Genomic DNA, 27,000 nt, shown 5'->3' on the forward strand with positions numbered 1-27,000 from the left:
CTTTTTCTTACAGGAAGTCTGTGACTTTCAGCTTCAGCCCATAAATGAAATACCCGGCTTTCCGCTTACGCCTGTCAAACCCAGTTTTCTCTAATGCTCCGTAAAAATCCGTCGTACTGCGGGTATACTCGTTCATCTGCTGGCAGTACAGCCGATAGGCCGTATAAAGTTCCCCGGACTTCTCGCTGAAAGAGGCATCTTCTTCACAGCAGTCATCCAGGAAATGCCGAAGCCAGTCATTCTGCCCGCGGTATTCATTGATGGCAGATGCGACGCAATCAGGCGTATCCAGGTGATAGTTCTTGGCAATGACCCTCTCCGCCCCTTCGATAATCCACTGCAGGATGGCAGGACCGGCTTTCTCCACCAGGTAGTCTGCGTAGTTCTTGATGTCGCTCTTCCCTTCGAACTGGGCCTTGAAGGGCATGACGATAAGACGCCGCCATGTCCCTTCGTCATTGGCTCCCACCCTGGGCAGGTGGTTCGTGTAGAGGACCAGCGTGTGTGTCGGTACGAACTTAAAAGGATCCTTATACTTCTTTTCGCCGCTCACTTCATCCGTCGAGCAGAGCTGTTTCAGGATGGACGTAGAAAGCCGGACGCCTTCTTCCATTTCGGCGGCAATGATCATGCGCTTCCCCTTCAGCTCCGCCATTTCCGGACGGACGTTCCGCTTGCATCCTGCCGTCAGGGCATCGGCAGAGATGCCGCCGCAGTAGCTGCCAAGGACGCGGGCCAGGGAATTCCAGTAGGTCGACTTGCCGTTGCGGCCGTCGCCGTACGCGATGACCAGGGCTTCTACATAGACTTTGCCGATAGCCATGAGACCGCTGATTTCCTGGGCGTAGTCGATGAGCGCCGTATCGCCGATAAAGAACTGCCGGACGGCCTGTTCCCAAATAGCTTTCCCTTCGATGCCCGGGTCTACAGAGGTACATTTCGTGATGAAGTCCGTCGCTCGGTGTTCCTGCCGTCCCCGCATCCCCTTCCTCAGATCATACGTATAGGACGGGGTGTTCAGCAAAAACTCATCTGCATCCAGTGCCTGGATAGGCATCTGGACCATGGGCTTCAGTGCCTGCAGCGCCGACAGGATATAGCGCATATCGCGGCGTTTCAGGACAAACTTCCGGTACGCTTCTGCGGCAAGGTAGGCGGCGTAGGCTTTGGCCTGCTTTTCCTCGATCATCTTTTCCAGGTTCCGTCCGCCCTTACGGATGATATCTTCCGAAATCCCTGTCCCTGCTAATTCCCTGAGTGCCTGCTCGGACTGTTCATTAGCATCAGCCAGCTGCAAATCCAGGAATTCTTCCGCTGCACCGACCGCTGCCTGCCGCGATTCTTCCCAGCAGATGCCATCGTAGCGGATGAAATCCGTGCTGTCGGTGTAGCGCAGCTCGTTGCCGTATTCTCTGGCGATGACCTTGGCCTGGCCGATATCCGAATAATCCTCCGGCCGCAAGGAGTCCCGGGTGCCGAAATCGTTGTTGTATTCATCCGGGCTGACGTAACCTTCCTGCTTTGCGATGCGCTTGCCGAACCGTACGGCACTGCCCCAGATAGTGTTCAGCTCGGTGTCGGGAAGCGGCGGGTCGCACTTTTCCGCTTCGTCGAGGAAAATCTGGTACGCCTTTTCCGTCGCCCCGTAACGTTTGATGACGCGGCCGGCAAAACGGCTCATGGTGCTGTTCCGGCGTCCGGCCGGGATACTGCGTGACTCGGTATCTCCCACTTTGAGTACCTGGTCGATTGTCGTTTCCCCGTCCTGCCACAATACTTTCTCGACAGGGCAGCCATAAATGAACCGGGCTGCATCGAGAGCCGCTTCATCAAAGAAGGGATAGGCACGGTGGATTGCCCGTTTCAGTTCTGCATAGTGCTGTTCATCCGTGATATCCGGAATCCCGAAATAGGCATGGAAGCGTGGTCTGGCACACTTGCCGTCCTTGGGTTTCATGTGATTCCTTGACGGCACGATGGCCACCGAGACTTTTGGCAGCATGGCCAGGAGGTTTTCCATGGTAATCCAGTCAGCAGGATTCTCCGAGTGAGTGTTGTCACAATCCATGACCAGGACGTCGGCGGAGAGAAAATTCTCCCGCTTCCGATAACAATCTTCGAAGGCTACGCAGACATGATCGAAGGCGGCTGCCGCCTTCAGGTCCTCGGCACAGCTGATTTTCTGCTGCCTGGGATAGCGGCAATTCGCTTCCACGCCAGCAAAGTCTGACCTATAAAGTGTAAAATCCATCTTATTTCACCTCGTTAATATACCGAATTGGTTTTCCTTTTCTTTGGGCGTACTGGATTTCTTTTTCCATTCCCGCCGAAATCACATCGCCAAAGACCCAGAGTTCGACGCAACGGGACAATAGTGCAATATCCATAAAGAGTGCCAGTTCCCGTTCCGATTCTTCGTCGAGGAACTGCGGTAGATACAGATGCGGTGCCAGAGGGATATATCCCTGGTCTACCGTATAGCGGCAGTAGGCACAGGCTTTCCGGATATTTTCTTCCACATCCCCGGCATAGGGCGAACACACGTACACAACAGGCATGAACGGGAACCTTTGTGGTTCCACGTTCCTGATTGCCTGATACGCTGTCGGGTCCGGATAGTACTCTGCATTACGTTTCGGATTGTTTTCCATGCAGTTCCATCCACCCCTCCGCACATTCATCGCACAATACTGCCGTTCCCACCAGGTCAGCGTCACTGTCTGACAGGACATCCTTCAGATTGACAGGTACTTCCCTGCCACAGACCGGGCAACGGCAGAAAACGTTTTCGTCATTGATTTCGACCGTCACATCGACACCATCCTTAAGTGGTTCTTTTACGTAAAACATGTTTCATCCTTCCAGTTCCGTCTTGTAATAGGTCATGAGCATCTGCTTGCGCTGCTGGAAATCCGGGCAGGAATACAGCAGGCCGTAATCCAGGTGCTGCAGCCGGTCCAGAGCATGGATCTGCTGTGCAGTCAGATAAGGCCGGATGCTCTGCCCTTTTTCGATGCCGTTGGCCAGCCGGAACTGCTTGGCAGACATCCCCAGCACGATGCGGTTCAACATGTCACATTCATTGCTGAAGTGGTACGGCTTCGGACTTTCATGCAGGCGGCAGATCATGTCCGTCAGCATCGGGAATTCCTGCCGGGCAGACAGGAGCGACCGGATGCACTGCTCCATCTCATTGAAGCGATGGATATAGAGTTCCTTGAAATGCATCGCCTTCGAGCCTGTGTAGCCCATGACCAGCATGGTGAACCCATCGCGGGTCAGTAGGTAACGTGGCAGTTTTCTTCCCCTGGCATCACGATATGTATTGCCCTCAAAATTGAGTGCAATGAATTCTGGGCTTAATCCAGAATTGGATGCAGTGATTCGTCCGATATCACGCAGAACGTTATAATGCTGTTTTTCAAAAGTCGCTGCAACAAACAGGCTGTCGACCCTTGGTACACCTCTCTGATCAGCAAACACGCCAAATTCATCTTCCGGAATCAAAAACTTCATAGCGAATCCCGCCTTTCTTAAAATAAACATCCGAGGAAATTCCCTCTGATAGTGAAAGGACAGGAATCACTATGTTAAGTACCGGGAAATCAATCTTTTTTATAAAATTCGCACTCATACCCGTCTGCCCGGAGCAATAGCCCTTCAGCCCACGACGGCGTCCGGCCCATCTGCTCACAGATGGCATCGACGCTAGTGTCTTTGGGACACTCGATAATCAGTTCATCATGGACATGGCCGACGATGGCGCAGCATCGCAGCGTCTGCATGGCATAGCAGAGGATGTCCCGGCTGATGCCCTGGACGATGTTCTCCACGAACTTCGGGCCATAGCTTTCGAGCCGTTCCCACTTCTTCGTTGCGCCGATGCCTTCATAGGTGACGGATTCCCCACCGAAGCGGTTCTCGCCTATCCGGGGCTTTACGTAGGAAAGCCGCCGTCCACTGGGGAGCTGTATGAACAGCATGCCGCTCTGATACAGAAAGCGGATGCAGCCAGTCCGCATGGGGATACGTTCCTTGATGGCTGTCTTCACGGCGGCGTCCACCTGCCACCAGAAATCGACGATGTGCAGATTGGCCGACCGCCAGGACTGCACCAGAGGATACAGCTCATCTTCCGAAAGTCCCATGTCCAGGGCACCCATGGCCTTCAGCGCTCCTACGGAGCCGCCATAGCCAAGGGCCAGTTCTGCGATTTTCCCTTTCTGCCTGAGATGCCCGTTGACACCATGCTTTTCCACGGGAACGCCGAACATGGAGCTGGCCGAGGCGCAGTAAATGTCGCCGTTCCTGGCAAAGACATCCGAACGCCATGTTTCTCCTGCCAGCCATGAAAGCACCCTGGCTTCAATGGCCGAAAAGTCAGATACCACAAACTTCAGCCCCTGCCGTGGTACAAAGGCGGTGCGAATGAGCTGGGAAAGGACATCGGGGATGGAATCATACAGGAGTTCCAGGGCTTCATAATTTCCCTGGCGTACCAGTTCCCTGGCTTCCGAGAGGTCCGGCAGATGATTCTGGGGCAGATTCTGCAGCTGGATGTGCCGGCCGGCAAACCGCCCGGTCCGGTTGGCTCCATAGAATTGGAACATGCCTCTGGCCCGGCTATCCTCGCAGGCCGTCATTTCCATGGCCTGGTATTTTTTGACCGAGGATTTGGCCAGCTTCTGCCGGAGCAGCAGTACACTGCGCAGCGGTTCTTCTGCCGTCTTCAGCAGTTCCTGCACCTGCTTCTTTCCCAAAGAATCGGTCTTCATCCCATGCTGTTCCAGCCAGCCGATCATCTGGATAACGGAGTTCGGATTCTCCAGGCCCGTCTTTCCCTTCAGTACAGCCATCAGGCTGTCCCGGCTGCGGGCATCGATGACGATGGCATTTTCAGCCAGCGTCCGGTCAATGGCGATGCCCCGGTCGTTGATTTCCTGGTCGAGATGATATTCATCCCATATCGGTTCCGGTACGGGATACTTCTTCAGCCGCTCTTGGATAGCCATTTCCACTTCCACGTCCCGTTTGTTGTAGGACTTGAACAGCGCCCATTTATCCGGGGCATGATGAGGAAGGTTCCTTGTCCGGCCGCCATTCGATTTTGTTTCCTTGCAGGGAACACAGAAATAGCGGATCAGGTCTTTGCCTTCCTTTATCTTCTGGCTGTCCAGCCTCAGCACGGCCCCCACGCCTTCCAGAGAAAGGGGCAGCCCCATGTAAGCCGACCAGATCATGGAACATTTCCATCCTGCCGAATTGAGGAATCTGGCACAATCCCGGGAAAGCGGATGATGGTCATGGAACGGATCCAGGCTCATCCCCAGGTCACGCAGATACCGTGACAGGCAGACCCGTTCGAAGCTGGCATTGAACGCCCACTTGGTAACGGATTCATCGGTCAGGGCATCCAGGATAGCATCCGGGATGCGCTCTCCCTGCGTCAAGTCAACGACCTGTACCTCGCCGCCGTCCACAGCATACCCGAAGAGGAGGATTTCAAAGGCTGGCGATTCTGCGTATTTGTACACGCCGCATTTCGCCAGATTGACATCGCTGAATGTCTCAATATCGATACTGATTGTTTTCATACTCTTCACCTCGAAAAAGCGGCGAGGCACAAGGCCCCGCCGCCGCTATTCACTACTACTTGTTCCGGAAGGATTCCATCTGCTTGCGATGATATTCTTCTTCCCGGTGCCGGGCCATTTCTTCATCCCGCTGGTCTTTTTTGATATCCGTATAAATCATAGACACGAAGAATCCACAAGCGCACAGCGCAAGCAGGCAGTACAGGCACTCCAGAATCAGTCTCATCATAGTTTCCATAATCACGCCTCCTTATGCCAGGAAATCATCATCGTCAGCCGTAGCGAAGTCATCTTCTGCACGCGGCTTGCCGCCAAGGGGTTCACCATCACGGATTTTCTGCAGGTTGTTCAGGCCGCAGGCGATGCCCTTGTTGCCATTGCTGTTGAAGGCATAGAAGTTGATGGATGCACGGCCATAGACGCCGGAGTAGACTTCAGAGCGTTCCAGGATATGCTGGCAGTCAGCATCAACGATGCCCGGCTTGGTCGCCGAGTTGGCATTGACGAAGAAGCTGTCTTTATAGGCATCATCGCCCGGGCGTTCCAGGTCGCCGTCACGGAGCGGCGTTTTGATGGCTTCGAGAGCCGGTACAGTGCGGCCATTGCCCTTGAGCTTGCTTTCGCCTTCTTCGTAAGCAGCCTTGATGGCAGCGCGGATTTTTTCTACGGTCTTTGTATCCGACTTAGGGATGATCAGGCTGACGCTGTATTTCGGCGTACCGCCGTTGATGGACTTCGGTTCCCAGACGTTGGCGTAAGACCAGCGCGTATTGACTCCGGTGATTACCTTGCACGGATTGACGTAGTTGTTAGACATAGTAGTTTCCTCCTTAATTTGCAGCGTTAAAATCATCAGCCGCCGTATGCATCGCCGGACGCTTGTCCGATTCCGGTACCAGGACCGGTTTTCCCTGCGGCTTTTCGACTAAATTTGACAGCAGTTCTTCGAACCGCTTCTTGCCGAGCTGTTTTGTCATTGCCGTGATGCCGAGCAGCTTCTTTTCATATGGGTCGAAGCCCGCTTCTTCCACTTTGGCGGCGACTGCTTCTTCACTTACGTAGCGGCGGTTCGACCGGCCTTCGACCAGTTTCCATCCGTCCCACTGCTTGCCGGAAAGGGCTTGCTGCAATGCGTATTCCTTGACATCCCCGGCCCAGTTCACCAGTTCATCGGCCCTCTCCAGGACGGCTTCGATTTCTTCATCCTGCAGCGTGGACGGGACGGCAAAATCATACCGGGCCAGTTCCAGATTGTACTCGGCCCGCTTGCGGCAGGTTGCCTTGATCTTGCAGAAGCGGCAGTGGTCACCGGCTTTATATTCGCCCTCACCTTTCGCCGCCAGTTCTGCCGCAGGCTTCAGCACCGTTTCGGCCCACTGGAGCAGTTCTTCCTTGCTCATGGTGCAGGTGCTGACGTTGTCCCGGCGGGGCTGGAAGATCGTCATGGACACCTGGCGGATATCATAGATGCCATCAAACAGGTTCAGCGCACCGAGGGCATAGCACATCATCTGCGGATTCTTCTCGGAATCCACCAGGACTCCCAAGCCATGCTTGTAATCGATGACTGTCAGGGTATCGTCGGCTACGATGAGGCAGTCGCCTGTTCCAAAACCGCCTGGCACCCACTGGGAAAAGTCCAGCCGCTGTTCGATCATGATCATCGGGTCCTTGCAGGATGCTTTGGCTGTGGCCAGGCATTCCATGACGAACTGCGCGTATTCATCAGTGCATTCCGCCATCTCCTCATCAAAGAACGTGAGTCCCTTCGTCGGGTTTTCCAGTTTCTGGCCCAAGGCCGTCTTCACCTTGAATTCACAGAGCGTATGGGCATCCGTCCCCTGCCGGGCGAATTCACTGGAGGTATCCGGCAGCTTGGCACATTCCTTTGCAGATGGTGGGCAGGCCAGCCAGCGGTAGCAGGAAGATGCGGACAGCACCGCGTGTTTATCCGGCATGTCCAATCACCTCCAGTTCCTTCAGGAAGGCTTCGTACTGCGCCGCATCAATGCCGGAGAGCTTGTCCGCCCCGTACTTCTGAATAAGGCTGCGGACTTCTTCCGTGAATCCCTTGCGGGCCTTGTCGGCAGCGACTTTGCGGACATCTTCCAGTGCCAGCGGCTTTTCCGCTTTTTTTGATTTCGCTTCCGAAGCTGTCGGATTATCTTCTTTCACCGCCATGACTTCGGAAATCTTCAGCAGCGCCTTGCCGCAATCGCCCAGGGCTGCTGCCAGTTTCTGCAGTTCATCGTTTTTCATGTGGATTGACTCCTTTCACATGTCTTTGCATTGATAAGAGATAGATGTTCCTGGCAATACTGCGGGTCGTGACGCTGATGGACATCAGCACCGCCGCCAGTTCCCGGTCCAGCTTTTGCTGCTGAGCCAGTTTTTCAGGTGTCTGTGTGTACATCATCTTGAGTTCCTCCTTCCTGAATGGCTTCTTCGTTCGCCCTTCACCAGTAATAGGACAGCCGCGTCATCGTTAAGTACCGATTCCGAAAAAAATCCGGCCACATTTTTTGTGACCGGATCTTTTTCTTCTTAACGGAAGTCTTTGAGATGTTCCTTCAGGAGTGCATACAGCTTGTGTTTGCGCTTATTCACCGCTTTCTGGCTCAAGCCGACGGCCTTCCCGGTTGCCGCTTCGCTGGCACCGTCGGCAATCATCAGTAAGATGGTCCGGTCGATATCCTGCAAGGCCGCCAGTTCATGGCGCAGTGCTGCCAGCAACTCTTTCTTCACGACTTCTTCCTCTAAGTTGAAGTCATCAGGCACCTCCAGCTCGTAGTCATCCCGCACTTTGTCCGCCGATACTTCATCGGCACCATGCCGCTGCTGGCGCTTATCTTCCCGCCAGAGCGGACGCATGTATTCACGATACTGTTCTTCAGTTGCCGGAATCAGGACAGTACGAACCTTACGGCAGCCGATTTTTGACCAGCGGACTTCACAGTCCTTGTATTCCTCGGTGATGACGGTTTCTGGAGTGCGTTCCAGAGGAATGTAGTATTGCTTCTGTTTGTTTGTCTGTAGATTGGCCATGCGCGATCTCCTTCGCATAATGCGAAGCGAGAATCCACGCAGGCAGCCTGTCGAAATTGACCATAAGATGCATCCTCGCTTCTATGGCCAACCATCCCAGTAGGCTGACGTGATTAACTTTCCAGACCGTCTCTCGGCTCTGGGCACACCCGCGTCCGGGAGTGAACGTTGAGACGGAAATTTCATTCAAATGTCTTTATAAGCTCATCTATTTCCCCAAGGTATGATAAAATATAAGTAATTCATGGTGTTTCCTTGGTTGTCCAGATGCTTGCTCATTGGTTCTGCCTTAATTCTAGCAATTCCCTCTCGTCAAAAATCGGACTGGATGGACAGCCTCGGACAATTTCGGACAGCATCAATCGGTTAAAGGGAGGTATATGATTTGAACTTTTCAGAATTTGCAACCGGGTTGTTTCCTTTTTGCTCTGGTCACCTAGGCAAAGAACAATACTTTAATGAAATTATTGGAAATTTTATTCAGGATTCCGCCATGGATTCATGTCCGATTCTTGAGAAGAAGCCTGACACTAAATATCGTTATTTAAGCGGCAAACGTGTTATTCCACTTAAAGAGGCTAAATACATTTATAATCATCGTGATAAGAAAAAATTTTCCCAATGGATTGCAACTCAAACCGATGAATTTGATTCATATGACGGTGTAGTAGGCTGGTTAAAAAGCAATGGTATAAATGATACTTATGCAGACGATGCTTGTGCCGATTTATTCGAGCAGATTTTATGTGATATTGTTTCTTCATCAAAAAATAAGCGCTCTCTTAAACCACCAATATCAAAGCTATTATCAGGCAGAGACTTAGAGCATCTTGATAAATTTATGAACGATTTTAACGAAATTCTGAAATTTTGTATTAGCACAGATCCTACAATTGAACCTATGCCACTTGAACTTCCAACACAATTCGATATGTTATATGAAATGTGGAAATATAGAGATACCGATTTTAAAAATGCGAAGCTCAATTCACTAAAATATGATATTATTAATAATCTCTACGATTATTTTTCTTATTGGGGACTTTTGATGTCATATGATACAGTTAGCGGCTATTGTGTATATAAAAAGCCACTTTATCCAAGAAGTGAAGAAGTTAAAAAATCCCATCAAAAAAAGATGCTTGCTTTTAGAAAGATATTTGCTAATTTGCATGAAAATCTATGTGAATTCGTTAATAATGCCGATTTGCCGATACAATAAAAAAAGAGCTATCTACATGACCTTTCAGTCAATATAGATAGCTCCATTTTACAGCTCCGCATAAAACACATCGGGCTATTGAGGTAACTTCTACTTTATCTTAGTAAGCTTATATCTTTTGCTGCATCCACCTGGGATACAACATCTTCCCAAGGGATCTGCACAAGTTTTCTTTGACTAGTCTTAATTTCGAGTATGACTTTATCTCCTTCAACGATAGCATCAAAAACTCGTTGTCCATTAAGAGTTGTATCGTGCAAATTTCTAATCTGTTTCCTAATTTTCACCATATACACTGCCTCCTCTTTTAAAATGGAATTTCTTCATCAAACTGTTGTGGCGGATCATCCTCATTTTCACCTTTCATGAAAGAATCAATGATATACCTGAATTCCTGCTTTACTTTTGGATGCTTTGTATTTTCAGCCACTGCTGCATAAAGGTTGTTAATGAACTCTGCCAGTTTGGAATCGCCATGATCACTGCACAGATATTGCGGTTCTTGTCCCGGTATGCTCATCCATATCTCTTTTGCAAAGACCTCCGAGTCATTGGTACGATACACACTCTTAGAAATATTCATGAGGTGCAAGTAGGCTCCATTCTTTAACCTCAATTCGAAACAATCCCCATGAATCGAAGTATGAACACCGAACGAATTTGAAACAAATACGACTCTTGAAACCTCTTCCGGGTACTCGCTCTCTCCCTCTTCATAGAAACGATGAAAATCAAATAATGGATGATTTGTAATACCATTCTGATCCGTTTCCATGTTGTTTAAACTTTCTGCCGAAACTCTTTCCCAGGCTAACAAATCATGAACTGTATCATGTTCCAACTTTTTCAAAAATGATATTAAATATCGTTCCGTCGGTGTGAGCGAAGATATATCCACTTTCAAAAGAGTATCGATACTAACATGGAGTACTTTTGCTATATTCATAATGAAATCAATACCTGGCCGACTTCCACCGTCCTTGCTAGTTCTAGATATATATCCGGCGCTGACACCTGCATCACTTTCAACCTCACCAATTTTCCGGTTCTCACTTTTTATTAAGAAGTCAACATTGTCAAACAGTACCTTAGGATTGAACTGTTCCGTCATATCTATCATTCCTCCTTTGATTATATGTAAATAATATCATGTTTTTACCTATACGTCAATATTTTAAAAAAGTTGATTTATAGGCCAATTATTCCGCAGTTCTGGTATCTTATTGAACTTAAGGATTTTCCCAGCGGTCATCCTCTACGGCAGTAACGATAAAAAGCTATCGTTACTGCCGTATTCTTATTGCCGTCTTTTTCTTCGCCTTTGCCTTAAGGCCACTCCCCTATTTCCAGGCACAAAAAAAGCCGGCCATCTGCCGACGTTTGCCAAGCCCCCGCTATATATGGACTTTTCCACTATGCACACCGTCCCCAATATTGTATCAATCCCAAGCATCTTTGCTCCAAGAAAGATAATCCAGCCAGTTCATCCTGGAAGCTTTCCAGTTTTTTCCGGTAATCCGCTGTCATGAGGATTTCTTTGGTATTTCGGTTTCTCCGATATTTTTTGGAATCGGGAACGCCAACAATCGATTCATATTTCTTTTTCAGGTCATCCAGGAAAAGGGGATCGATCACCTTATGGATATTTTCAACGCTGGTATAATGCATGCCCCCGCTGCGCCGGGTCTCCGGGTTCAATGTACTTTCAAAAACAGCTCCAAAGATGGTGGGAGAAATCCGGCTCCAGTCAAATCCCTTGCTCATATCGTCCACAATAATATGGTACGTTTCCTCACTGATGGGCGGAACTTCCACTTTTTTATCCGGTCCCGTTCCTTCCCGGAAAAGACCTCCGTTTACATACGGGAATGCTTTTAATTTGGCTTCCAGGAAACGGTCCCGCTGTTCGACCGGCTGATCCAAAACTTCAAAGAGTTTCTTCAATGCCTCCCTGGCATTTTCTGGCTTCCAAGATTCCAGGTAATGACAAAATTGCTCTGGTTCTTCGAAAAGGCCGGAATCTTCAGCATAGAGGCAAAAAACGATCCGGACACAGACTACATTGATATCATGGTAATCTTTTGCAGAAAGCTCACCAAATTGGGCATAGGTGGTATAAAAAGCATCATATAGTTTACCTACCAGTGATCCTGCCTGGACAGAAACTTCCACTTCGTTGTGGTATTCCGGTTTTTTCCCTTTATCCGCAAGGAAATCCAGGGTTTCCAGGTGTTTGGGCAAGTCCTTTAACTCTAATTTAATCACTTGTGCCTTACGGTCTTTTTCCGGCAGGCTCATATCGTAAATCCAGAACTCATGGAAATTACAGGCAATAATGTACTTTGCCCGCTCATCGCTGCCCATAGTCTGATCGTACTCAGCAGCTTGTTCATAAACGGACTGGTAGCGGATATTACGTCGTGTATACGGTTGGTCCAAAGGTACTTTAGTATTTTTTTGTTCAATGATTACTTTTGCAGAAGGGATATACGCATCAAGATAAAGAGCATTGCCCTTGGCATCGTGTTTGACGGTCTTTTCAAATTGAATGTACTGGGGATCAGTAATACCATAGATTTCACGCAATAAATCCAGCCAGAAAGGGGCGGTTTGTCCATCCTCTTTATATTCCCCTCTCCAACGCCCTGCAAATTCCTGGGCTGCTTTTTTCTTTTCTTTGATATTCATGTGCTGCCCCCCTTTTTTCATGAAAATATTATATCATGGAAATCCTGCCGCAAAAACAACGTACCAAATTCGATTTGAGTCAGCTAAGGTGCTTCTCAAAGGCTCTTGATATCCTGAAGTAAATTTTTTCTTTTCCCGACGGATAGGGAATCTGCACGTCTATACAGGTATCCACCCAGCAAAATAAGCAAAAAACCAGCATCCCGGTCAATTCAGACTGTTGGTTGCTAGAATGAAAATCGAGTCAGCATCAGTCCCGGAGTCAGCAGGACCGATGATGGATATCCTTGGACTTCCCCTGCTGCAGGGAAACCAGGAATCGGGTAAAACAGTCGTTGTAGAAACGGAAGTCTGCAAACACAGGACTAGTGTGCTTTTCTGCAGATTTCATCCGTTGTTCCGCTCGTATACTGCCGTGGAATCCGTAGGATCCCGACAGCGATTAAGGTTCCCAGCCATAAGATTTACTCCTCCAGTCCCTTCCTCACCTTGTCCAGGGCCCTTTTATAGCGTCCATAAAGCGTTGACACTGGACTCCGGAAGGCCTTTCCCAGGGATTTCCAGGGGGTCCGCTGGCCGGCAGCAAGATAGACGAGCCGCTGTTCGGCGGGGGTAAGGCATTGGAGCGCGTCCTGTAGTTCCCTCCGTTGTAGCCGCAAGGTAAAGTCTTCCGTGTAACATGGTTCCTGAGTCTGGTCATAGAGTTTCTCCTTCAGCCGGAACCGGAAGCTGTTTTCCACATACTCTTTTTTCACGTAAGCGGGTTGACCGATGAGATTGGTCACTTCCACGTAATCCAGTTTAGCTTCTCCAGAAGCCTGTTTCTTTTCTTCCACCACCATGTCTCCTTTCCAAAGACCCTGGCAGCCAGATGGCTGTCAGGATTTTTTTCTTTTTGATCACTTTTTCTTTTCTTACTCTATCCTAACCTAAACTAACCTGTGGCTTCCGTTGGTATGCCCGCTGGTATGTCAAAACCTGCAGAGCCAGGCTGGATGGGCTTATCCCTCCTCCTTTCCAAAATCTTTTCCGGCTGCCTGGCTGTCATCGGGCTGCCAATTGTCATCCGGTCCGTCATACCACAGGGCTTCCCCCTGGCTGTCATCCAGGCTGTCCCAGGGGATGCCAGGCTGGCTGTCAAGGCGGCTGCCCGGATGGCTGACATAAGATTTACAATTATCCAGGACAGCGTAGCTTCTATCACGTAGAACTGTAATGTAGCGTTTCTCCTGGTGGATACTCGGGGTGTACCGATCTTTGCGGATCCAGTTGTGCTGCCCCCAGTGGGTGATGCAGAGGACTCCGCTGATGAAGGGGTTCACAAAGCCGGATCGTTTCAGCTCTTCCAGAGATTCCCTCTGACATCCGCCGAGCCTCACGATGCCCAATTGGTCATACGGCGGCAGGCCATAAGAAAAGCACTCCTTTCTCTTTCGCAATATTCTGTCTATAAGAAAAGCCAGGACCCATGGAAGAGACCCTGGCTCCGGGACAGCATTCACCGGTTGTCCCTGTCGTTTTTTCTCGCTTCCCTCCTTTGCTTTCCTTAGGGCAGAATGTCCATCATTTCTTCAATGGGCAGATTGGTCACTTTGCTGATTTCTTGCAGAGTCCTGATGGATGGCATGTACTTGGGGTTCTGTTCCCTGGTGGCTTTCTTCATACGGGGCAGGGTACGGACGGAAATCCCCGTATCTTCTGACAGCTGTTTCATGGTGATCTCGTGGAATGTGAGCCAGAAGAAAAGTGATTGAAATACAGGCATCTGCAGCATCTCCTTTAAATAAGGTTTTAGTTATAGTTCTTATTATACTTATGCAGAAATATCTGTAAATACTTTGGACACATGTGTCCGCTCCGCCCGAAAAGATGCGCCGGAAAACAGTTTGAAGTGTAAACCCTGTAAGATACAGGGAGTGTATCGTCCATGTGGTGGCAGGGGGACTGGCTCGGCTCCGTTCGAAAAAAAACTCGAAAAAATCTCCCTTCCCGTCTCTTATCCAGTGTAAGGAGGCGACGATATGGAAGAAATCAGACGGCAGGACCTTCTGGACCTGGCCTCCAGGGCCTGGGGGCGCATCCGGAAGATCTATCTCCACTGGACGGCAGGAGGGTACGACCAGCTCTTCCCGGACTATCACCTGTTGGTCCGGGGGAACGGGAGCCTGGTCACCAGCACCCGGGACTGGACGGAAACCCTCCCCCACACCTGGAACCGGAATACCGGCAGCCTGGGCATCGCCTTGTGCTGTGCCAAAGATGCCGTGCTCTATGCCGACGGCACCTTCGACCTGGGGGATCATCCCCCCTTGCGGGCCTGTCAGAAGTCAGACTTCAGATTGTTGGCGATGAACAGGACAAGACCTGCTGCTAAACCGTACAGAGCTGACGTCTGACGGCTCAAGGCCCCTTTGGGGCCGTGTCTGACTTCTTTTTATACCGTCTCAAGGCCCTCTTCTTTTCTCCCCCGCCCCCTTACACTCTCTGACCTGAATCATCTTGCAAACAGTTGACTATGGACGACCTGACCCTGCTGGCCAGCCAGGCTGCTCAGTACGGCTTCCCCATGGTCATCTCCTGGTACCTGTTGGTATGCATGGAAGAGAAACTGGAGAACCTGACCCAGAGCATCGAACGGCTGCGCATGGCAGTGAAGATGGAATAGAGAAAAAGGGGTATTGCACGTGTGTGGCTTCCACATGTGCAATACCCCCTTCGTCATACGTCATACGCTTATGGATAGAACCTGAAAACAATATTTCTTGTATAAATTTCAGTACAAAAAACAGATCTATAGAAGTTGCCAGTCACTACCTGTTGCTGTCCTTCTATAGATCTGTTTTTTCATTCCAACTCAAACGCACCCGTATACAGCTGCCAGTACATCCCTTTTTGGGCCAGGAGCTGCTGGTGGGTGCCTCTTTCTTTGATTTTCCCGTGGTCCAGCACCAGGATCTGGTCCGCGTTCCGCACTGTGGACAGCCGGTGGGCGATGACGAACACCGTCCTGCCTTCCATCAGGGCATCCATCCCCCGCTGGACGATCTGCTCCGTCCGGGTGTCGATGCTGGAGGTAGCCTCGTCCAAAATCATCACCGGGGGATCCGCCACCGCCGCTCGGGCAATGGCCAGCAGCTGGCACTGGCCCTGGCTGAGCCCGGCCCCGGCGCCCTTCAAAACCGTCCGGTACCCCTGGGGCAGGTGCCGGATGAAGTCATCGGCCCCGGCCAGTTTGGCCGCTGCCACACATTCTTCATCGGTGGCCTCCAGCCGTCCGTACCGGATATTTTCCAGCACTGTGGCGGTAAACAGCACCGTATCCTGGAGCACCATCCCCAGGGAACGGCGAAGGGCCCCCTTCCGGATCTGTTTCAGGGGGATTCCGTCGTAGGTTATGGTCCCGGAGGAAAAATCATAGAACCGGGTCAGCAGGTTGGTGATGGTGGTCTTCCCGGCTCCCGTGGCCCCCACCAGGGCGATTTTCTGTCCCGGCAGGGCGTCCAGGGAAATGTCCTGGAGGATGGGCTTGCCCTTTTTATAGCCGAAAGAGACATGGCGGAAATGGACTTCCCCGGTAAGGGGCCGCCGTTCCTCCCGGCCCTTCCCTTGGAGGATCACCCAGGCCCAGTGCCGGACTCCGGCGCCTCCTTCTACTGGCCGCAGTTCCACGGTGCCCCGGTCCTCTTCCGGTTCCTCTTCCAGCAGTCCGAAGATCCGCTCCGCCCCGGCCATGCCCATGACTATGGCGTTGATCTGGGGAGAGATCATCTGGATGTTGGCGGCGAACTGCCGGCTCATGCCCAAAAAGGGCACCATCACCGCCAGGCTGAAGGGCAGCTCGGACAGGGACAGGTTGGGCACCTGCCGTTCCAGGAACAGTCCCCCGCAGGCCGCCACGATGATGTAGATCAGATAGCTTACATTGTTCAGGATGGGCATCAGGATGTTGGAATACCGGTTGGCCTGGTACGACGCCTCATACAGGGCCTGGTTCACCTGGTCGAACGCCCCCCGGGTGGCTTTTTCGTGGTTGAACACCCGGATCACCTTGCTCCCGGTGATGCTCTCTTCCATGAACCCTTCGCAGGCCCCCAGGGTGTGCTGCTGTTCCATGAAATACCGGGCGCTGCGGCCTCCCACCTTCCGAGTGATGGCCACGGACCAGAAGGAGCCGCCTACCACCACAAGGCTCATCCAAAGGCTGTAATACAGCATAATGGCCAAAAGCACCGTCAGAGTCACGGCGGTGACGCACAGCTGGGGAAAGGCCTGGGAAATCAGCTGCCGCAGGGCATCCACGTCGTTGGTGTAATAGCTCATCAGATCCCCCCGCTGATGCCGGTCGAAATACCCCAGAGGCAGGGATTCCATATGGCTGAACAGCTTTTCCCGGATCTTGGCCAGGCAGCCCTGGTTGAACACCGCCAGCAGCTGGTTGTAGACCACATTGGCCGCCAGGGACACCAGGTACAGCAGGGCCAGTATCCGCACATACCCGTAGATTTCCGGCCGGACCGCGGGCCAGGACAGGTTCCGGGTCCAGGCGTCTTCCAGCACCGCTACCACCTTCTGCATGAATACCGCCGGCAGGGCCAGGATCCCTGCATTGAGGAAGATCAGCCCCAGGATGGCCGGCAGCAGTCGGGGATAGAACCCCCACAGGGCCTTGAAGGACCGCCAGGCCATTTTCCGGCTGAGGATCTTTTTCTTATGCCCCATGGCAGCTCCCCTCCTCTCCAGTCAGGTTCTGGGACCGGGCCATTTCCTGGTAGATGGCATCGGTCCGGAGCAGCTCCTGATGGGTGCCGATCCCGTGGATCCGCCCTTTGTCCAGCACCAGGATCCGGTCCGCCCGTTCCACCGAGGAAATCCGCTGGGCGATGATGAAAGTGGTGGTGCCGGGAAGGGCAGTGGCCAGGGCCTCCCAGATGGCCCGGTCCGTCCGGGTATCCACGGCGGAGGTGCTGTCGTCCAGGATCAGGATCTTGGGCCGTTTCAAGAGGGCCCGGGCCAGGCACAGCCGCTGCTTCTGCCCCCCGGACAGATTGGTGCCCCCCTGCTGGATCCAGGTGTCATACCCTTTGGGCAGCCGGCGGATGAAGCCGTCCGCACAGGCCCAGCGACAGGCTTCTTCCAGCTCTTCCTGCCCGGCCCGGGGATCCCCCCACCGGAGATTGTCCGCCACAGTACCGGAAAACAGCAGATTCTTCTGGAGCACCATGGCCACGCTGTCCCGGAGGACTTCCAGCCCGTACCGGCGCACATCCACGCCCCCCACCCGGACAGATCCTGCAGTCACATCGTAGAGCCGGGGGATCAGCTGGACCAGGGAGGATTTGCCGCTGCCGGTGCCCCCCACGATGCCCAGGGTCTCCCCGCTCCGGATGGAGAGGGTGATGTCCTGGAGCACCGGTTCCCCGGTACTCCCTTCATATTGGAAAGAGACGCCGTCGAACGCCACGGACCCGTCCCGGACGGTTTCCACCGGCTGCTCCGGGGAGGTGAGGGTGCTCTGTTCCTCCAGCACTTCCCGGACCCGCTGGACCGATTCTTCCGTAAAGGTGAGCATCACCAGGATCATGGATACCATCATCAGGGACCCCAGGATCTGGAAGCTGTAGGTGAGCAGGGTGGAAAACTGCCCGATATCCAGCAGCTGCCCCCGACTGGTGACGATGAGCCGAGAGCCCTGGGTCAAAAGGAAGATCATGACCCCGTAGATGCAGATCTGCATCAGAGGGTTGTTCAGGGCCACATACCGCTCCCCTTTGGTGAAGAGGGCCTGGACCTTCCGGGCCGTGGCGTTGAATTTTTCCTTTTCCGTTTCTTCCCGGACGAAGGATTTCACCACCCGGATTCCCTTGATGTTTTCTTCCACCTTGTCATTCAGGGCATCGTACTGGGGGAAGCCCTTCCGGAACTGGGCCACGGACAGCACAGCGATTTTATACAGGCCCCAGCCCAGCACGGGGATCACCACCAAAAAGCACAGGGCCATCCGTCCTCCCATGTACCAGGCCATGAAAAAGGAGGCCAGCAGGTTGAAAGGCGCCCGGAAGGCGGTGCGCACCAGCATCATAAAGGCCATCTGGATATTCTGGATGTCCGTGGTGAGCCGGGTCACCAGGGAAGCGGAAGAGAACCGGTCGATGTTGCCAAAGGAAAACTGCTGGATCTGGCTGAACACATCCTGTCGCAGGTTCCGGGCAAAGCCGCAGGACGCCCGGGCACAGGTGATGCCTGCCCAGTAGCCGCAGAAAAGGGCGCAGAGGGCCATCAGGAACAGGATCCCGCTGAAGTGGAGGATCCGGTCCAGGCCGCAGCCTGCCTTGACCTCGTTGATCAGCAGGGCGATCTCATAGGGGATCAGAGCCTCGAACACCACTTCCCCCATCACCGTGATGGGGGTCAGGAGGGCATCTTTTTTGAATTCCCGGAGGGAGCGGAACAGCAGGCTCCAGGATTCCCGCCGAGTCCCCCCGCCTGCTGTTCCAGCACCGTTCCGCATTTTTTCCATAGCGATCACCTATTTCGTTTTCCAACTGCCGCTCAGTTCCCGCTGGCCAGGGCCAGGCCGTATACATGGGCCACGCCGCCCCGCTTCAGGGTTTTGGCCGCCTCTTCCAGGGTACTTCCGGTGGTACAGATATCGTCACAGAGCAGCACGATATCCGGCAGGTCTTCCTGCCGGCCCAAGGTAAAGCAGCCTTGGATGTTCTTTTTCCGTTCTTCCGAAGTGAGCCCGTACTGGGGCCGGGTAGCCCGGTTCCGGACCAGCAGGGTCTCCCAACGGTACCCGGCTTCACGGCACCAGGGCCGGAAGATCTCTTCCGGCAGGTCGTATCCCCGCTGCTTCCTCCGTTCCGGGTCCGTGGGGATACCCGTAACAGCCAGTTTTACGGAAGGAGGCAGCTGCCAGGAGAATTTCTTTTCTCGTCGGACCCCCTGGCTCCACTCTTCCGCCAACCGGGGCAGCAGGTCTTCTCTTTCTCGGAACTTGGCCATCTGCAGGGCTTTTTGGATGCCGCCGGCATAATCCAACAGGAAGAACAAACCATCCAGATGGGGACAGTCCAGACTGCGAGGCTGAAAAGCACGGGGATGCCAGATCCCCCTCCGGCAGGGATCGCAAAGAGCTCCTCTTCCCCGGACTTCCTCCCCACAGCCTGGACAGTGATGAGGGTAGAAAAGAGATTGGAGCAGGGACAGGATGGATGAGAACATGGGACACCTCCGGGAATCGTTCATCGTTTGTGGTTCATCGTTGGACCCCCTACCCGTGCAGGCACGGAGCCCACCCCCCTTGCGTCCATTTCTGTCCGTCCCCTGAAAGGGGCGGGGGACCGTTGCGCTTGCGCAATGGTGGTGGAGTCTGACTTCTTCATTCACCATACCTCTTCAGCCGCTCTGCCAGCAGGCTGTACCGCTTCCGGGTCTTATCGTTTTCCACCGCCAGGCGCAGGGCCCGCTGGCTGCCAGCCAGATACACCTGTTTCTTGGCCCGGGTGATGGCCGTGTAGAACAGATTCCGCTGGAGCAGGAGATAGTGGCTCATCACCAATGGCATGATGACGGCGCCATATTCGCTGCCCTGGGATTTATGGACACTCATGGCATAAGCCAGGCGCAGGTCTGAGATCTCTGCGCCTTCATAGGTCACGGCTTCCCCCTCTGCCCGATCCGGGAAATCCACTGTCACATAAGCCCCCTGGATGCTGCGAACCCGCCCGATATCTCCATTGAACACGTTCTTATCATAATTGTTCCGGATCTGCATCACCTTGTCACCTTCCCGGAGGGCCAGGAAACTGGTATGGTATTCCCTCTTTTCTGGATCCGGCGGGTTCACCCGGGCCTGGATCAAAGTATTCAGGTTCTCCACCCCGCACAGGTTCTTGTGCATGGGGGTCAGCACCTGGACATTTTCCAGAGGGTCCTGCCCTGCCAATCTGGCGTACAGATCCACCACATAATACATGGTCTCTTCTTCCGTAGCGAATTCCTGGAAACTGAAATCCTTCTCTCCCTCCCACTGGGGCATCGCTCCCTGGTTGATCCGGTGGGCATTCCGGACGATGGGGCTCAGTTCCGCCTGCCGGAACACATTCTCCAGGCGGACGATGGGCATGGTCCCGCTGCGGATGATATCCTGGAGCACGGAGCCGGGTCCTACGCTGGGCAGCTGGTCCACATCCCCAACTAAGATCAGCCGGCAGCCCAGAGGCAGGGCTTTCAGCAGGTTGTACATGAGCACGATGTCCATCATGGAAGCTTCATCCACGATCACGGCATCCGCCTCCAGGGGATTGCTTTCATCCCGGCCCCAGAAGGAATCGCCTTCTCCGTTAGGGGTATATTCCAGCAGCCGATGGACGGTCTGGGCTGGCTTCCCAGCACTTTCTGCCAAGCGTTTGGCAGCCCGTCCTGTAGGCGCTGCCAGGAGGATCTTGCATCCCGCCTGTTCCATCACCGAAAGGATCCCCTTGATGACCGTGGTCTTCCCGGTGCCGGGACCGCCGGTGAGCACAAAGACCCCGTGATCCACGGAAGCTTTCACGGCTTCTGCCTGTTCTGGCGCCAGATGGATCCGTTCGTCCTGTTCCCATTCCCGGATGATCTTTTGGTAATCCACCTTCCACAGGGCATTCACATTATCCCGGAGAGCCAGCAGCCGATGGGCGACCCCCTCTTCTGCCCAGTACAGGTATTCTGGGTATACGCACACATGGTCTCCCCTGTCTTCCGTCCGGAGAAGATTGTCCCTCAAGAGCTGCTGGAACACCTGCTCCACTTCCAGGGGATCCAACTGGAGGACTTTGGCCGCCATATCCACCAGCCACCGGTCCGGTACACAGGTATGACCCTGGCTGGCGCCTTGGAGCAGGGTATAGTGGATTCCTGCCCGGATCCGGTCTTCATCATGCTCATCCACTCCCAGATTCCTGGCCAGGGCATCTGCAGTACGGAAACCGATGCCGTCCACTTCTTCTGCCAGGCAATAGGGGTTGTTGCTGATCCGGGTCACCGCCGTATTGCCGTAGAGAGCCTGGATCCGGGGGGCATAATTCCCGCTGATGCCGTGGCTCTCCAGGAAAAAGATCAGTTCCCGATTGTCTTTCAGCTCTCCATAAGAAGCCACGATGGCTTCTGCCTTTTTCTTCCCGATGCCGTTGACTTCCCGCAGCCGTTCCGGAGATTGCTCCAGGATCTTCAGGGTCTCTTCCCCGAACTTGTCCACGATCCGCTGGGCCATGGCCGGACCCACGCCCTTCAAGACGCCGCTGCCCAGCATCTTCACCAGGCCTTCTGCTCCCTTAGGCTGGACAGCTTCCCAGCTCTGGGCTTGGAACTGCCTCCCGAACCGGGGATGGTCCCCCCACTCTCCCACAAGGCGCACCTGTTCTCCGGCAAAAGGAGCCCGCCCCTTATAGACAACGGAAATCGTCCCCACTTCCGGATTTTCTCCCCGGAACACACAGAAGGTCCCTTCTGCAGCCTGAAATACGATATTCTTTATGGTGAGTTCAATAGATACTGGTCCGGACATGCCCCATGGTTCCTCCTGAACATATGTTTTACTTATTATAGCACAGTTTTCCGTTTTTTTTGACAGTGCCTATTGAATTACGGTATAATGAGGAAGCTGAAATCAGGACAAAATTTGAAGCATCCCAAAGGAAGTGAACGCCACGTGATTGGAAAAGGTACCCAAGCTGCATTGGACATGTACCGTTGTATGGAAGAAGTCGTATTCGATAAAGAAAAGATCAGAGATATATTAGAAGAAGCAGCTGAACGCTTCATTCTGAAGGAACTGGCCCTATATGCTACGGAGAATGATGAAGGGGACGATTTTTGCTTCGTCATGCTGTGTACCAATGGCCATATTTTCCTCCATGTATTCCCCAGTTACGGCTATGTGGAAGCCGATGTCTTTACGCTGGAAAGCGCTGCCAGCCCGGAACAGGTAGCGGTGTTCCTGCGCCAGGAGTTCGGACCTGACCAGACCAAACTCACCACCCTGAAGCGGGGAGACTATGGCTCGATCAAAGACATGAAGCCCCAGCGGAAAAAGATGGTCAAACCCATCCGCCGGGCCAAGAACGCTGGCGCCAAACTGAAGAAATTTATGACCTGGAAAAAGAACAAAGAATGAAGAAGGCGGCCAAGGGCCGCAAGAGACCAGCACAGCTGGCTCTGCTAAAAAACTAAGCTGTGGAACCTGCCCGGCCAGAAATGCCGGTCCCTGTTTCACAGCTTCTTTTGCAGACAAAGGAAGAACGCATCATGAAATACATCTGTTGGGATATCGACGGGACCCTGCTCCTGACCAATTATGCGGGAGTCGCCGCCATGAAAGATACCATCAAGGAATTGTACGGCCTGGATCAATTTGAATTCACCTACGGCATGGCCGGCCGGACGGACACCTATATCGCCCGCAAAGCCATCGAAGGCATCCAAGGCTGCTGCAGCCCGGAAGAAATAGCCCATATGCTCACTGCCTACGGCCACAAGCTGCCTGCGTCTTTGGTGGAAAAAAACGGGCACCTGCTCCCCCATGTCAAAGAGACCCTGGAATGGATCCGGCAGGATCCCGGGACCACTTCCCTGCTGCTCACCGGGAACTGTGAAGCCGCGGCCCATGCCAAGCTCCAGTATTTCGGCATCGAAAAGGAATTCGACTATGGCCGCAGTGCCTTCGGGGAAATCAGTGAGCTCCGGGACGATCTGTCCAAGGCATTATGGGAAAAAGTCCAGGAGGCAGATCCTGCCGTGACTCCCGATCAGCTCATCGTTGTAGGAGATACGCCCCATGACATCACCTGTGCCCAAGCCATCGGTGTCCGGAGCCTGATCGTCCTGAAGGGTTCTTCTTATCCAAAGGACCGTCTGGAAGTCTATCATCCCTGGAAAATCATACCGGAACTGCCGGAAGATCCCCGTGACTTTTCTGCCATCCTGGAGGAGGCCTGAACCATGTTTGGAAAGAAATCATTTCTCACGCTCCTACTGGTTTTTGCTATGGCTGTACCCGCCCTGGCCTACCGGCAAAGCGATGTGGACCAGTTGCAGGCCACCCGTTCCTGCCCAGGGGGAGATCTGCGGGGAGCCTATCTGCGGGATGCGGACCTAACCGGTGCCAACCTCCAGGGGGCAGATCTGAGCTATGCCAATCTGACCAATGCCATCCTGGAAGATGCCGATCTGAAAGAAGCCAACCTCCAGAAAGCCAGCCTCCGCAACGCCTATATGGCCGGTTCCGATCTGGAAGGAGCGGACCTATCCAACGCCAATTTTTCCCATACTGTCCTGAACCGCAGCTCCCTGGTAGGGGTCACTGCGTACCGGACCAGTTTCTCCCATGCACTCCTGACTTTCGCCAATCTGTATACGGCGGATCTGCGGGAAAGCAATTTCGACTATGCCAATGGAGCCATGGCGAATTTCTTTTCTGCCAACCTGGCCCGGAGCTGGTTCTTCGGCACTCAGCTGCGGGGGGCCAACTTTACCTCTGCCAATCTGTACAATGCCCGCCTCCGCCGAGCCAGCCTGCCGGAAGCCAATTTCAAGAACGCCAATCTCATGAGTGCCTCCCTGGAAGAGAGCAATCTGAGCAAGGCCGTGCTCACCAATGCCAATCTGGATGATGCCGACCTGAGCCACGCCAACCTGGAAGGGACCCAATTCACCAGTACGGAACTGGAAATGGCATACAGGAAATAGAAAGAAGGGGTTGTTGCACGTGTGAAGACCACACACGCGCAACAACCCCTTTGTTCACATTACCCTCTCCAAGATCTGTTCCGGCCGGTCGATGAGGGCGGTGGGTTCCAGGGCCGCCAATTCATCCCGGTCCCGGAAGCCCCAAGTGACCAGGAAACAGTCCATGCCAGCGTTGTCCGCTGTCTTTTTGTCCACTTCGGAATCGCCCACATATACGGCCTGTTCTCGAGAGATCCCCAGTTCCTCCAAGGCCTTAAACACCGTATCCGGTGCCGGTTTCCGACGGATCTCCCTACTTTCCCCGATGGCCACCTGCAGGGTTTCCGGGAAATACCGGTCCCGGAGTTCCAATACTGCCGGGTGTGCTTTGTTGGAGACGATGGCCATCCGGATGCCCTTCTGCTGCAGCTGGCAGAGCAGTTTAGGGATTCCCTCATAGGGGCGGGTCTCTTCATGGCAGTGTTCCAAATAATATCCCCGGAAAAACTGGAAAACCGCCTGGAACGGCTCCTCTCCGATATCTTCAGGCAGCGAAAGCCGCAGCAGCCTTTCCAGCCCATTGCCCAGGGCCCGCCGCACCTGCAGCCGGGTCCGGGGGGCATAGCCGTATTTCCGGCAGGCTGCATCTACGGCCTTCCACAGATCCGTCAAGGTATCCAGCAAAGTCCCATCCAGATCAAAGATCACTCCTTGATATTTCATGGATATCCCCTCCTCTTTCATGGATGATTGTCCATGGAAGAATCTGTCTTCCATGGACCTACAGGGAAGATGATACCACATCCTGCCAAATTATGATACAATAAAAGAATCAAACTGAAGGAGAGTGCGTCCATGAAAATCGTACGTTCTTTATTCTTATCCGCCATCCTGGTACTGTCAGCAGCCCTGACAGTCTTTGCTTCCCCGGAAGCTCCCACCGATCAGGAAGTAGCCCAGGCTTTCCAAGAAGCCAACACTGTTTTCGAATGGTTCGAACACCATCCGCTAAAAACAGACGGCAAGGGAGAACGAGACACCGGATATATGATCTACTATACGGTAGCCGACAAAAAGTATCCCACTATGCTGGCCCTGAAGACCCGGGTCAATGAATGTTTCACCGAAGCCCTGTCCAGTTTCATCATCAGCGACAGCCGGATGTACCGGGAATTTGATGGGAAGCTGTATGTGGCCCCCAGCGCCAAGGCCCAGGATCCCCGGAAAGGGACTTCCACCATCAACATCGTCCGGGAATCCCCCACCCGCATCAACCTGGAGATTTCCACTCCCATCATGGAAGATCCGGTCCATGGGAAGACCAATGTGGTGGAAACCAAAAAGACCATCTTCCCTTATGTGAAGACCTTGAAAGGCTGGCGTTTCTCCTATTTTGAATCGCTGGAATAAAAAAAAAGGGGGCTGTTGCACGTGTGAAAACTACACACGCGCAACAGCCCCCTTTTTTACACAAATCACTTGCCTTCTGCTGCAATGGCGTCGCTGGCGCAGACAGCCACTACATCCACTACGTCCTGGGTGGAGCAGCCGCGGCTCAGATCCAGGACAGGTTTTGCCAGGCCCTGTACCAGAGGCCCCAGGCAGGTAGCACCGCTGAACCGTTCAACCAGTTTGTAGCCGATGTTGGCAGCACACAGGTTCGGGAAAATCAGCACGTTAGCATGACCGGCCACTTTGGAGCCAGGAGCCTTCCGTTCGCCCACTTCGGGAACCAGGGCAGCATCAGCCTGCAGTTCGCCATCGAAAGCGAAGTCTACGTTCCGGGATTTCAGGATTTCAACGGCTTCTTTGACTTTGTCCACTTCTTCACCGGAGCCGGAACCTTTGGTGGAGTAGCACAGCAGAGCCACTTTCGGTTCTGCGATTTCCAGGGTGGTCTTAGCCCGTTCAGCGCAGCTGACAGCGATATCGGCCAGCTGTTCAGCGGTCGGTTCGATGATGACGCCGCAGTCGCCGAAGACCAGCTTGCCATGGTCGCCCAGGTTTTCTTTGTCGCTCAGCACGATGAAACCGCTGCATACGGTCTTGTTGCCGGGTTTCACCCCTACAACCTGCAGACCGGCTTTGATGGTATCAGCAGAAGTCCGGGTAGAACCGGAAACGACGCCGTCAGCATCGCCCATGGCCAACAGGCCAGCCCCAAAGAAGGTGGTATCATTCAGCATGATTTCCCGTGCTTTTTCCACGGTCATGCCCTTTTTCTTTCTCCGTTCTGCGAAATAAGCACACAGTTCGTCCATCTTTTCATAGGTTGCAGGGTTGACGATCTTCACGCCGTCAAAGCTGATGCCCAGACGTTCTGCATCTTTCTGCAGCTTTGCAGGATCCCCTACCAGCACGATTTTAGCAAAACCTTCCTTCGCAACGATAGCAGCAGCCTTCAGAGCTCTGTCACTGTCGTTTTCCGGCAGCACAATCACCTTTTGTGCAGGTTTAACACGAGCCTTCAGTTCGTCCATAAATGCCATTCCAAATCACTCCTACCCAAATATTAAAAGGCTGGCGCCAAGCGCCCCTTTTCACAGTCTATATTATATCACTTTTTACACCAATGCCAAATCAGAACTTTTCCCAATGTAAAACAGGTAATATTCTGATAATACAGGGGAATAGAGAGGGGGGCTGTTGCATGCGCAACAGCCCCTTTTTGAGGTCTCGGGTCTCGAGTCGTGAGTCTCGAGACCCGAGACCGAGCCGCTATGCGGCTTATGAGAACGGGGGTGT

30 protein-coding genes are annotated in these 27,000 nt (G+C 53.2%); 7 read left to right on the forward strand and 23 right to left on the reverse strand.

Features of this window, described 5'->3' with window-relative positions; genetic code table 11:
• Positions 1 to 7 precede the first annotated feature (7 nt).
• The 11 genes from ACTUHY_RS04205 to ACTUHY_RS04255 all read right to left on the reverse strand — a co-directional run bounded on the left by ACTUHY_RS04205 (position 8) and on the right by ACTUHY_RS04255 (position 8,639).
• Positions 8 to 2,251, reverse strand: coding sequence for a phage/plasmid primase, P4 family (locus ACTUHY_RS04205; RefSeq protein ID WP_442826706.1), 2,244 nt, complete (start codon positions 2,249 to 2,251; stop codon positions 8 to 10).
• 1 nt (position 2,252) lies between these two features.
• A complete protein-coding gene (locus ACTUHY_RS04210; protein WP_256999256.1) occupies positions 2,253 to 2,558 on the reverse strand; it encodes a DUF4406 domain-containing protein in 306 nt (101 codons plus the stop codon).
• A 70-nt stretch (positions 2,559 to 2,628) separates the two neighbouring features.
• Positions 2,629 to 2,850, reverse strand: coding sequence for a hypothetical protein (locus ACTUHY_RS04215; protein ID WP_021840393.1), 222 nt, complete (start codon positions 2,848 to 2,850; stop codon positions 2,629 to 2,631).
• Between the two features lie 3 nt (positions 2,851 to 2,853).
• Positions 2,854 to 3,516 carry a Rha family transcriptional regulator gene (locus tag ACTUHY_RS04220; protein ID WP_095340924.1) on the reverse strand — a complete coding sequence of 221 codons (663 nt, stop codon included), beginning with the start codon at positions 3,514 to 3,516 and terminating at the stop codon, positions 2,854 to 2,856.
• An 89-nt stretch (positions 3,517 to 3,605) separates the two neighbouring features.
• Positions 3,606 to 5,594: a DNA polymerase gene (locus ACTUHY_RS04225; protein ID WP_442826707.1), complete on the reverse strand. Its 1,989-nt coding sequence runs from the start codon at positions 5,592 to 5,594 to the stop codon at positions 3,606 to 3,608.
• Positions 5,595 to 5,649: 55 nt separating this feature from the next.
• The gene (locus ACTUHY_RS04230; RefSeq protein ID WP_442826708.1) at positions 5,650 to 5,832 is read right to left on the reverse strand and encodes a hypothetical protein; all 183 of its coding nucleotides are present in this window, start codon (positions 5,830 to 5,832) and stop codon (positions 5,650 to 5,652) included.
• Between the two features lie 12 nt (positions 5,833 to 5,844).
• Positions 5,845 to 6,411 carry a DUF2815 family protein gene (locus tag ACTUHY_RS04235; protein WP_014128598.1) on the reverse strand — a complete coding sequence of 189 codons (567 nt, stop codon included), beginning with the start codon at positions 6,409 to 6,411 and terminating at the stop codon, positions 5,845 to 5,847.
• A gap of 13 nt (positions 6,412 to 6,424) precedes the next feature.
• Positions 6,425 to 7,552: a DUF2800 domain-containing protein gene (locus tag ACTUHY_RS04240; protein ID WP_442826709.1), complete on the reverse strand. Its 1,128-nt coding sequence runs from the start codon at positions 7,550 to 7,552 to the stop codon at positions 6,425 to 6,427.
• Positions 7,542 to 7,853 (reverse strand): rRNA biogenesis protein rrp5, encoded by a 312-nt coding sequence (locus ACTUHY_RS04245; RefSeq protein WP_095340929.1) that lies wholly within the window; start codon positions 7,851 to 7,853, stop codon positions 7,542 to 7,544. The genes ACTUHY_RS04240 and ACTUHY_RS04245 overlap by 11 nt, the downstream gene beginning before the upstream one ends.
• The gene (locus ACTUHY_RS04250) at positions 7,840 to 8,010 is read right to left on the reverse strand and encodes a hypothetical protein (protein WP_164726697.1); all 171 of its coding nucleotides are present in this window, start codon (positions 8,008 to 8,010) and stop codon (positions 7,840 to 7,842) included. Before ACTUHY_RS04250 ends, ACTUHY_RS04245 begins: the two co-directional genes overlap by 14 nt.
• Before the next feature lie 128 nt (positions 8,011 to 8,138).
• Entirely contained in the window at positions 8,139 to 8,639 is a 501-nt protein-coding gene (locus tag ACTUHY_RS04255) for an RNA polymerase sigma factor (RefSeq protein WP_095340930.1), read from the reverse strand.
• Positions 8,640 to 9,024: 385 nt separating this feature from the next.
• Between ACTUHY_RS04255 and ACTUHY_RS04260 the strand changes: the two genes are divergently transcribed.
• Positions 9,025 to 9,861, forward strand: a complete 837-nt coding sequence (locus tag ACTUHY_RS04260) for a hypothetical protein (protein WP_179286733.1) — start codon at positions 9,025 to 9,027, stop codon at positions 9,859 to 9,861.
• Positions 9,862 to 9,956: 95 nt separating this feature from the next.
• Here ACTUHY_RS04260 and ACTUHY_RS04265 read toward each other — a convergent pair whose 3' ends face one another.
• The 6 genes from ACTUHY_RS04265 to ACTUHY_RS04290 form a co-directional block, all read right to left on the reverse strand.
• On the reverse strand, positions 9,957 to 10,151 hold the full coding sequence (locus ACTUHY_RS04265) for a hypothetical protein (protein WP_095340931.1): 195 nt from the start codon (positions 10,149 to 10,151) through the stop codon (positions 9,957 to 9,959).
• Positions 10,152 to 10,168: 17 nt separating this feature from the next.
• Entirely contained in the window at positions 10,169 to 10,972 is an 804-nt protein-coding gene (locus ACTUHY_RS04270) for a helix-turn-helix domain-containing protein (RefSeq protein WP_095340932.1), read from the reverse strand.
• A gap of 302 nt (positions 10,973 to 11,274) precedes the next feature.
• Positions 11,275 to 12,549 carry a type IIL restriction-modification enzyme MmeI gene (locus tag ACTUHY_RS04275; protein WP_442826710.1) on the reverse strand — a complete coding sequence of 425 codons (1,275 nt, stop codon included), beginning with the start codon at positions 12,547 to 12,549 and terminating at the stop codon, positions 11,275 to 11,277.
• A gap of 464 nt (positions 12,550 to 13,013) precedes the next feature.
• Positions 13,014 to 13,385, reverse strand: coding sequence for a sigma-70 RNA polymerase sigma factor region 4 domain-containing protein (locus tag ACTUHY_RS04280; RefSeq protein ID WP_442826711.1), 372 nt, complete (start codon positions 13,383 to 13,385; stop codon positions 13,014 to 13,016).
• A 165-nt stretch (positions 13,386 to 13,550) separates the two neighbouring features.
• Positions 13,551 to 13,937, reverse strand: a complete 387-nt coding sequence (locus tag ACTUHY_RS04285) for a hypothetical protein (RefSeq protein ID WP_442826712.1) — start codon at positions 13,935 to 13,937, stop codon at positions 13,551 to 13,553.
• A 158-nt stretch (positions 13,938 to 14,095) separates the two neighbouring features.
• The gene (locus ACTUHY_RS04290; RefSeq protein WP_442826713.1) at positions 14,096 to 14,314 is read right to left on the reverse strand and encodes a helix-turn-helix domain-containing protein; all 219 of its coding nucleotides are present in this window, start codon (positions 14,312 to 14,314) and stop codon (positions 14,096 to 14,098) included.
• A gap of 256 nt (positions 14,315 to 14,570) precedes the next feature.
• Here ACTUHY_RS04290 and ACTUHY_RS04295 point away from each other — a divergent pair, with 256 nt between their 5' ends.
• Complete coding sequence (locus ACTUHY_RS04295) at positions 14,571 to 14,945, forward strand: peptidoglycan recognition protein family protein (protein ID WP_442826714.1); 375 nt, start codon at positions 14,571 to 14,573, stop codon at positions 14,943 to 14,945.
• Between the two features lie 119 nt (positions 14,946 to 15,064).
• A complete protein-coding gene (locus ACTUHY_RS04300) occupies positions 15,065 to 15,214 on the forward strand; it encodes a YvrJ family protein (RefSeq protein ID WP_442826715.1) in 150 nt (49 codons plus the stop codon).
• A 179-nt stretch (positions 15,215 to 15,393) separates the two neighbouring features.
• Here the strand turns inward: ACTUHY_RS04300 and ACTUHY_RS04305 are convergent, their stop codons facing one another.
• The 4 genes from ACTUHY_RS04305 to recD2 form a co-directional block, all read right to left on the reverse strand.
• Entirely contained in the window at positions 15,394 to 17,268 is a 1,875-nt protein-coding gene (locus ACTUHY_RS04305) for an ABC transporter ATP-binding protein (RefSeq protein WP_442826716.1), read from the reverse strand.
• Positions 17,258 to 19,057, reverse strand: coding sequence for an ABC transporter ATP-binding protein (locus ACTUHY_RS04310; RefSeq protein WP_442826746.1), 1,800 nt, complete (start codon positions 19,055 to 19,057; stop codon positions 17,258 to 17,260). Before ACTUHY_RS04310 ends, ACTUHY_RS04305 begins: the two co-directional genes overlap by 11 nt.
• A 41-nt stretch (positions 19,058 to 19,098) precedes the next feature.
• Positions 19,099 to 19,773 (reverse strand): ComF family protein, encoded by a 675-nt coding sequence (locus ACTUHY_RS04315; RefSeq protein WP_442826717.1) that lies wholly within the window; start codon positions 19,771 to 19,773, stop codon positions 19,099 to 19,101.
• Between the two features lie 157 nt (positions 19,774 to 19,930).
• Entirely contained in the window at positions 19,931 to 22,096 is a 2,166-nt protein-coding gene (gene recD2, locus ACTUHY_RS04320) for an SF1B family DNA helicase RecD2 (RefSeq protein ID WP_442826718.1), read from the reverse strand.
• A gap of 177 nt (positions 22,097 to 22,273) precedes the next feature.
• On the opposite strand from recD2, the gene speD reads away from it, so the two are divergent.
• From speD to ACTUHY_RS04335, 3 genes are all read left to right on the forward strand, one after another.
• Positions 22,274 to 22,705 (forward strand): S-adenosylmethionine decarboxylase, encoded by a 432-nt coding sequence (gene speD / locus ACTUHY_RS04325; protein ID WP_442826747.1) that lies wholly within the window; start codon positions 22,274 to 22,276, stop codon positions 22,703 to 22,705.
• A gap of 131 nt (positions 22,706 to 22,836) precedes the next feature.
• On the forward strand, positions 22,837 to 23,526 hold the full coding sequence (locus ACTUHY_RS04330; protein WP_442826719.1) for an HAD family hydrolase: 690 nt from the start codon (positions 22,837 to 22,839) through the stop codon (positions 23,524 to 23,526).
• A gap of 3 nt (positions 23,527 to 23,529) precedes the next feature.
• The gene (locus ACTUHY_RS04335; RefSeq protein WP_442826720.1) at positions 23,530 to 24,276 is read left to right on the forward strand and encodes a pentapeptide repeat-containing protein; all 747 of its coding nucleotides are present in this window, start codon (positions 23,530 to 23,532) and stop codon (positions 24,274 to 24,276) included.
• Positions 24,277 to 24,330: 54 nt separating this feature from the next.
• Here the strand turns inward: ACTUHY_RS04335 and ACTUHY_RS04340 are convergent, their stop codons facing one another.
• The gene (locus ACTUHY_RS04340; RefSeq protein ID WP_442826721.1) at positions 24,331 to 24,978 is read right to left on the reverse strand and encodes an HAD family hydrolase; all 648 of its coding nucleotides are present in this window, start codon (positions 24,976 to 24,978) and stop codon (positions 24,331 to 24,333) included.
• Positions 24,979 to 25,110: 132 nt separating this feature from the next.
• Between ACTUHY_RS04340 and ACTUHY_RS04345 the strand changes: the two genes are divergently transcribed.
• Complete coding sequence (locus ACTUHY_RS04345; protein WP_278676180.1) at positions 25,111 to 25,665, forward strand: hypothetical protein; 555 nt, start codon at positions 25,111 to 25,113, stop codon at positions 25,663 to 25,665.
• Positions 25,666 to 25,730: 65 nt separating this feature from the next.
• On the opposite strand, the gene pta is transcribed toward ACTUHY_RS04345, so the two are convergent.
• Positions 25,731 to 26,744: a phosphate acetyltransferase gene (gene pta / locus ACTUHY_RS04350; protein ID WP_278675472.1), complete on the reverse strand. Its 1,014-nt coding sequence runs from the start codon at positions 26,742 to 26,744 to the stop codon at positions 25,731 to 25,733.
• Between the last annotated feature and the right edge of the window lie 256 nt (positions 26,745 to 27,000).

The organism is Acidaminococcus nyctereutis, from assembly GCF_052216985.1.
GTDB classification, from domain to species: Bacteria; Bacillota; Negativicutes; order Acidaminococcales; family Acidaminococcaceae; genus Acidaminococcus; species Acidaminococcus fermentans_A.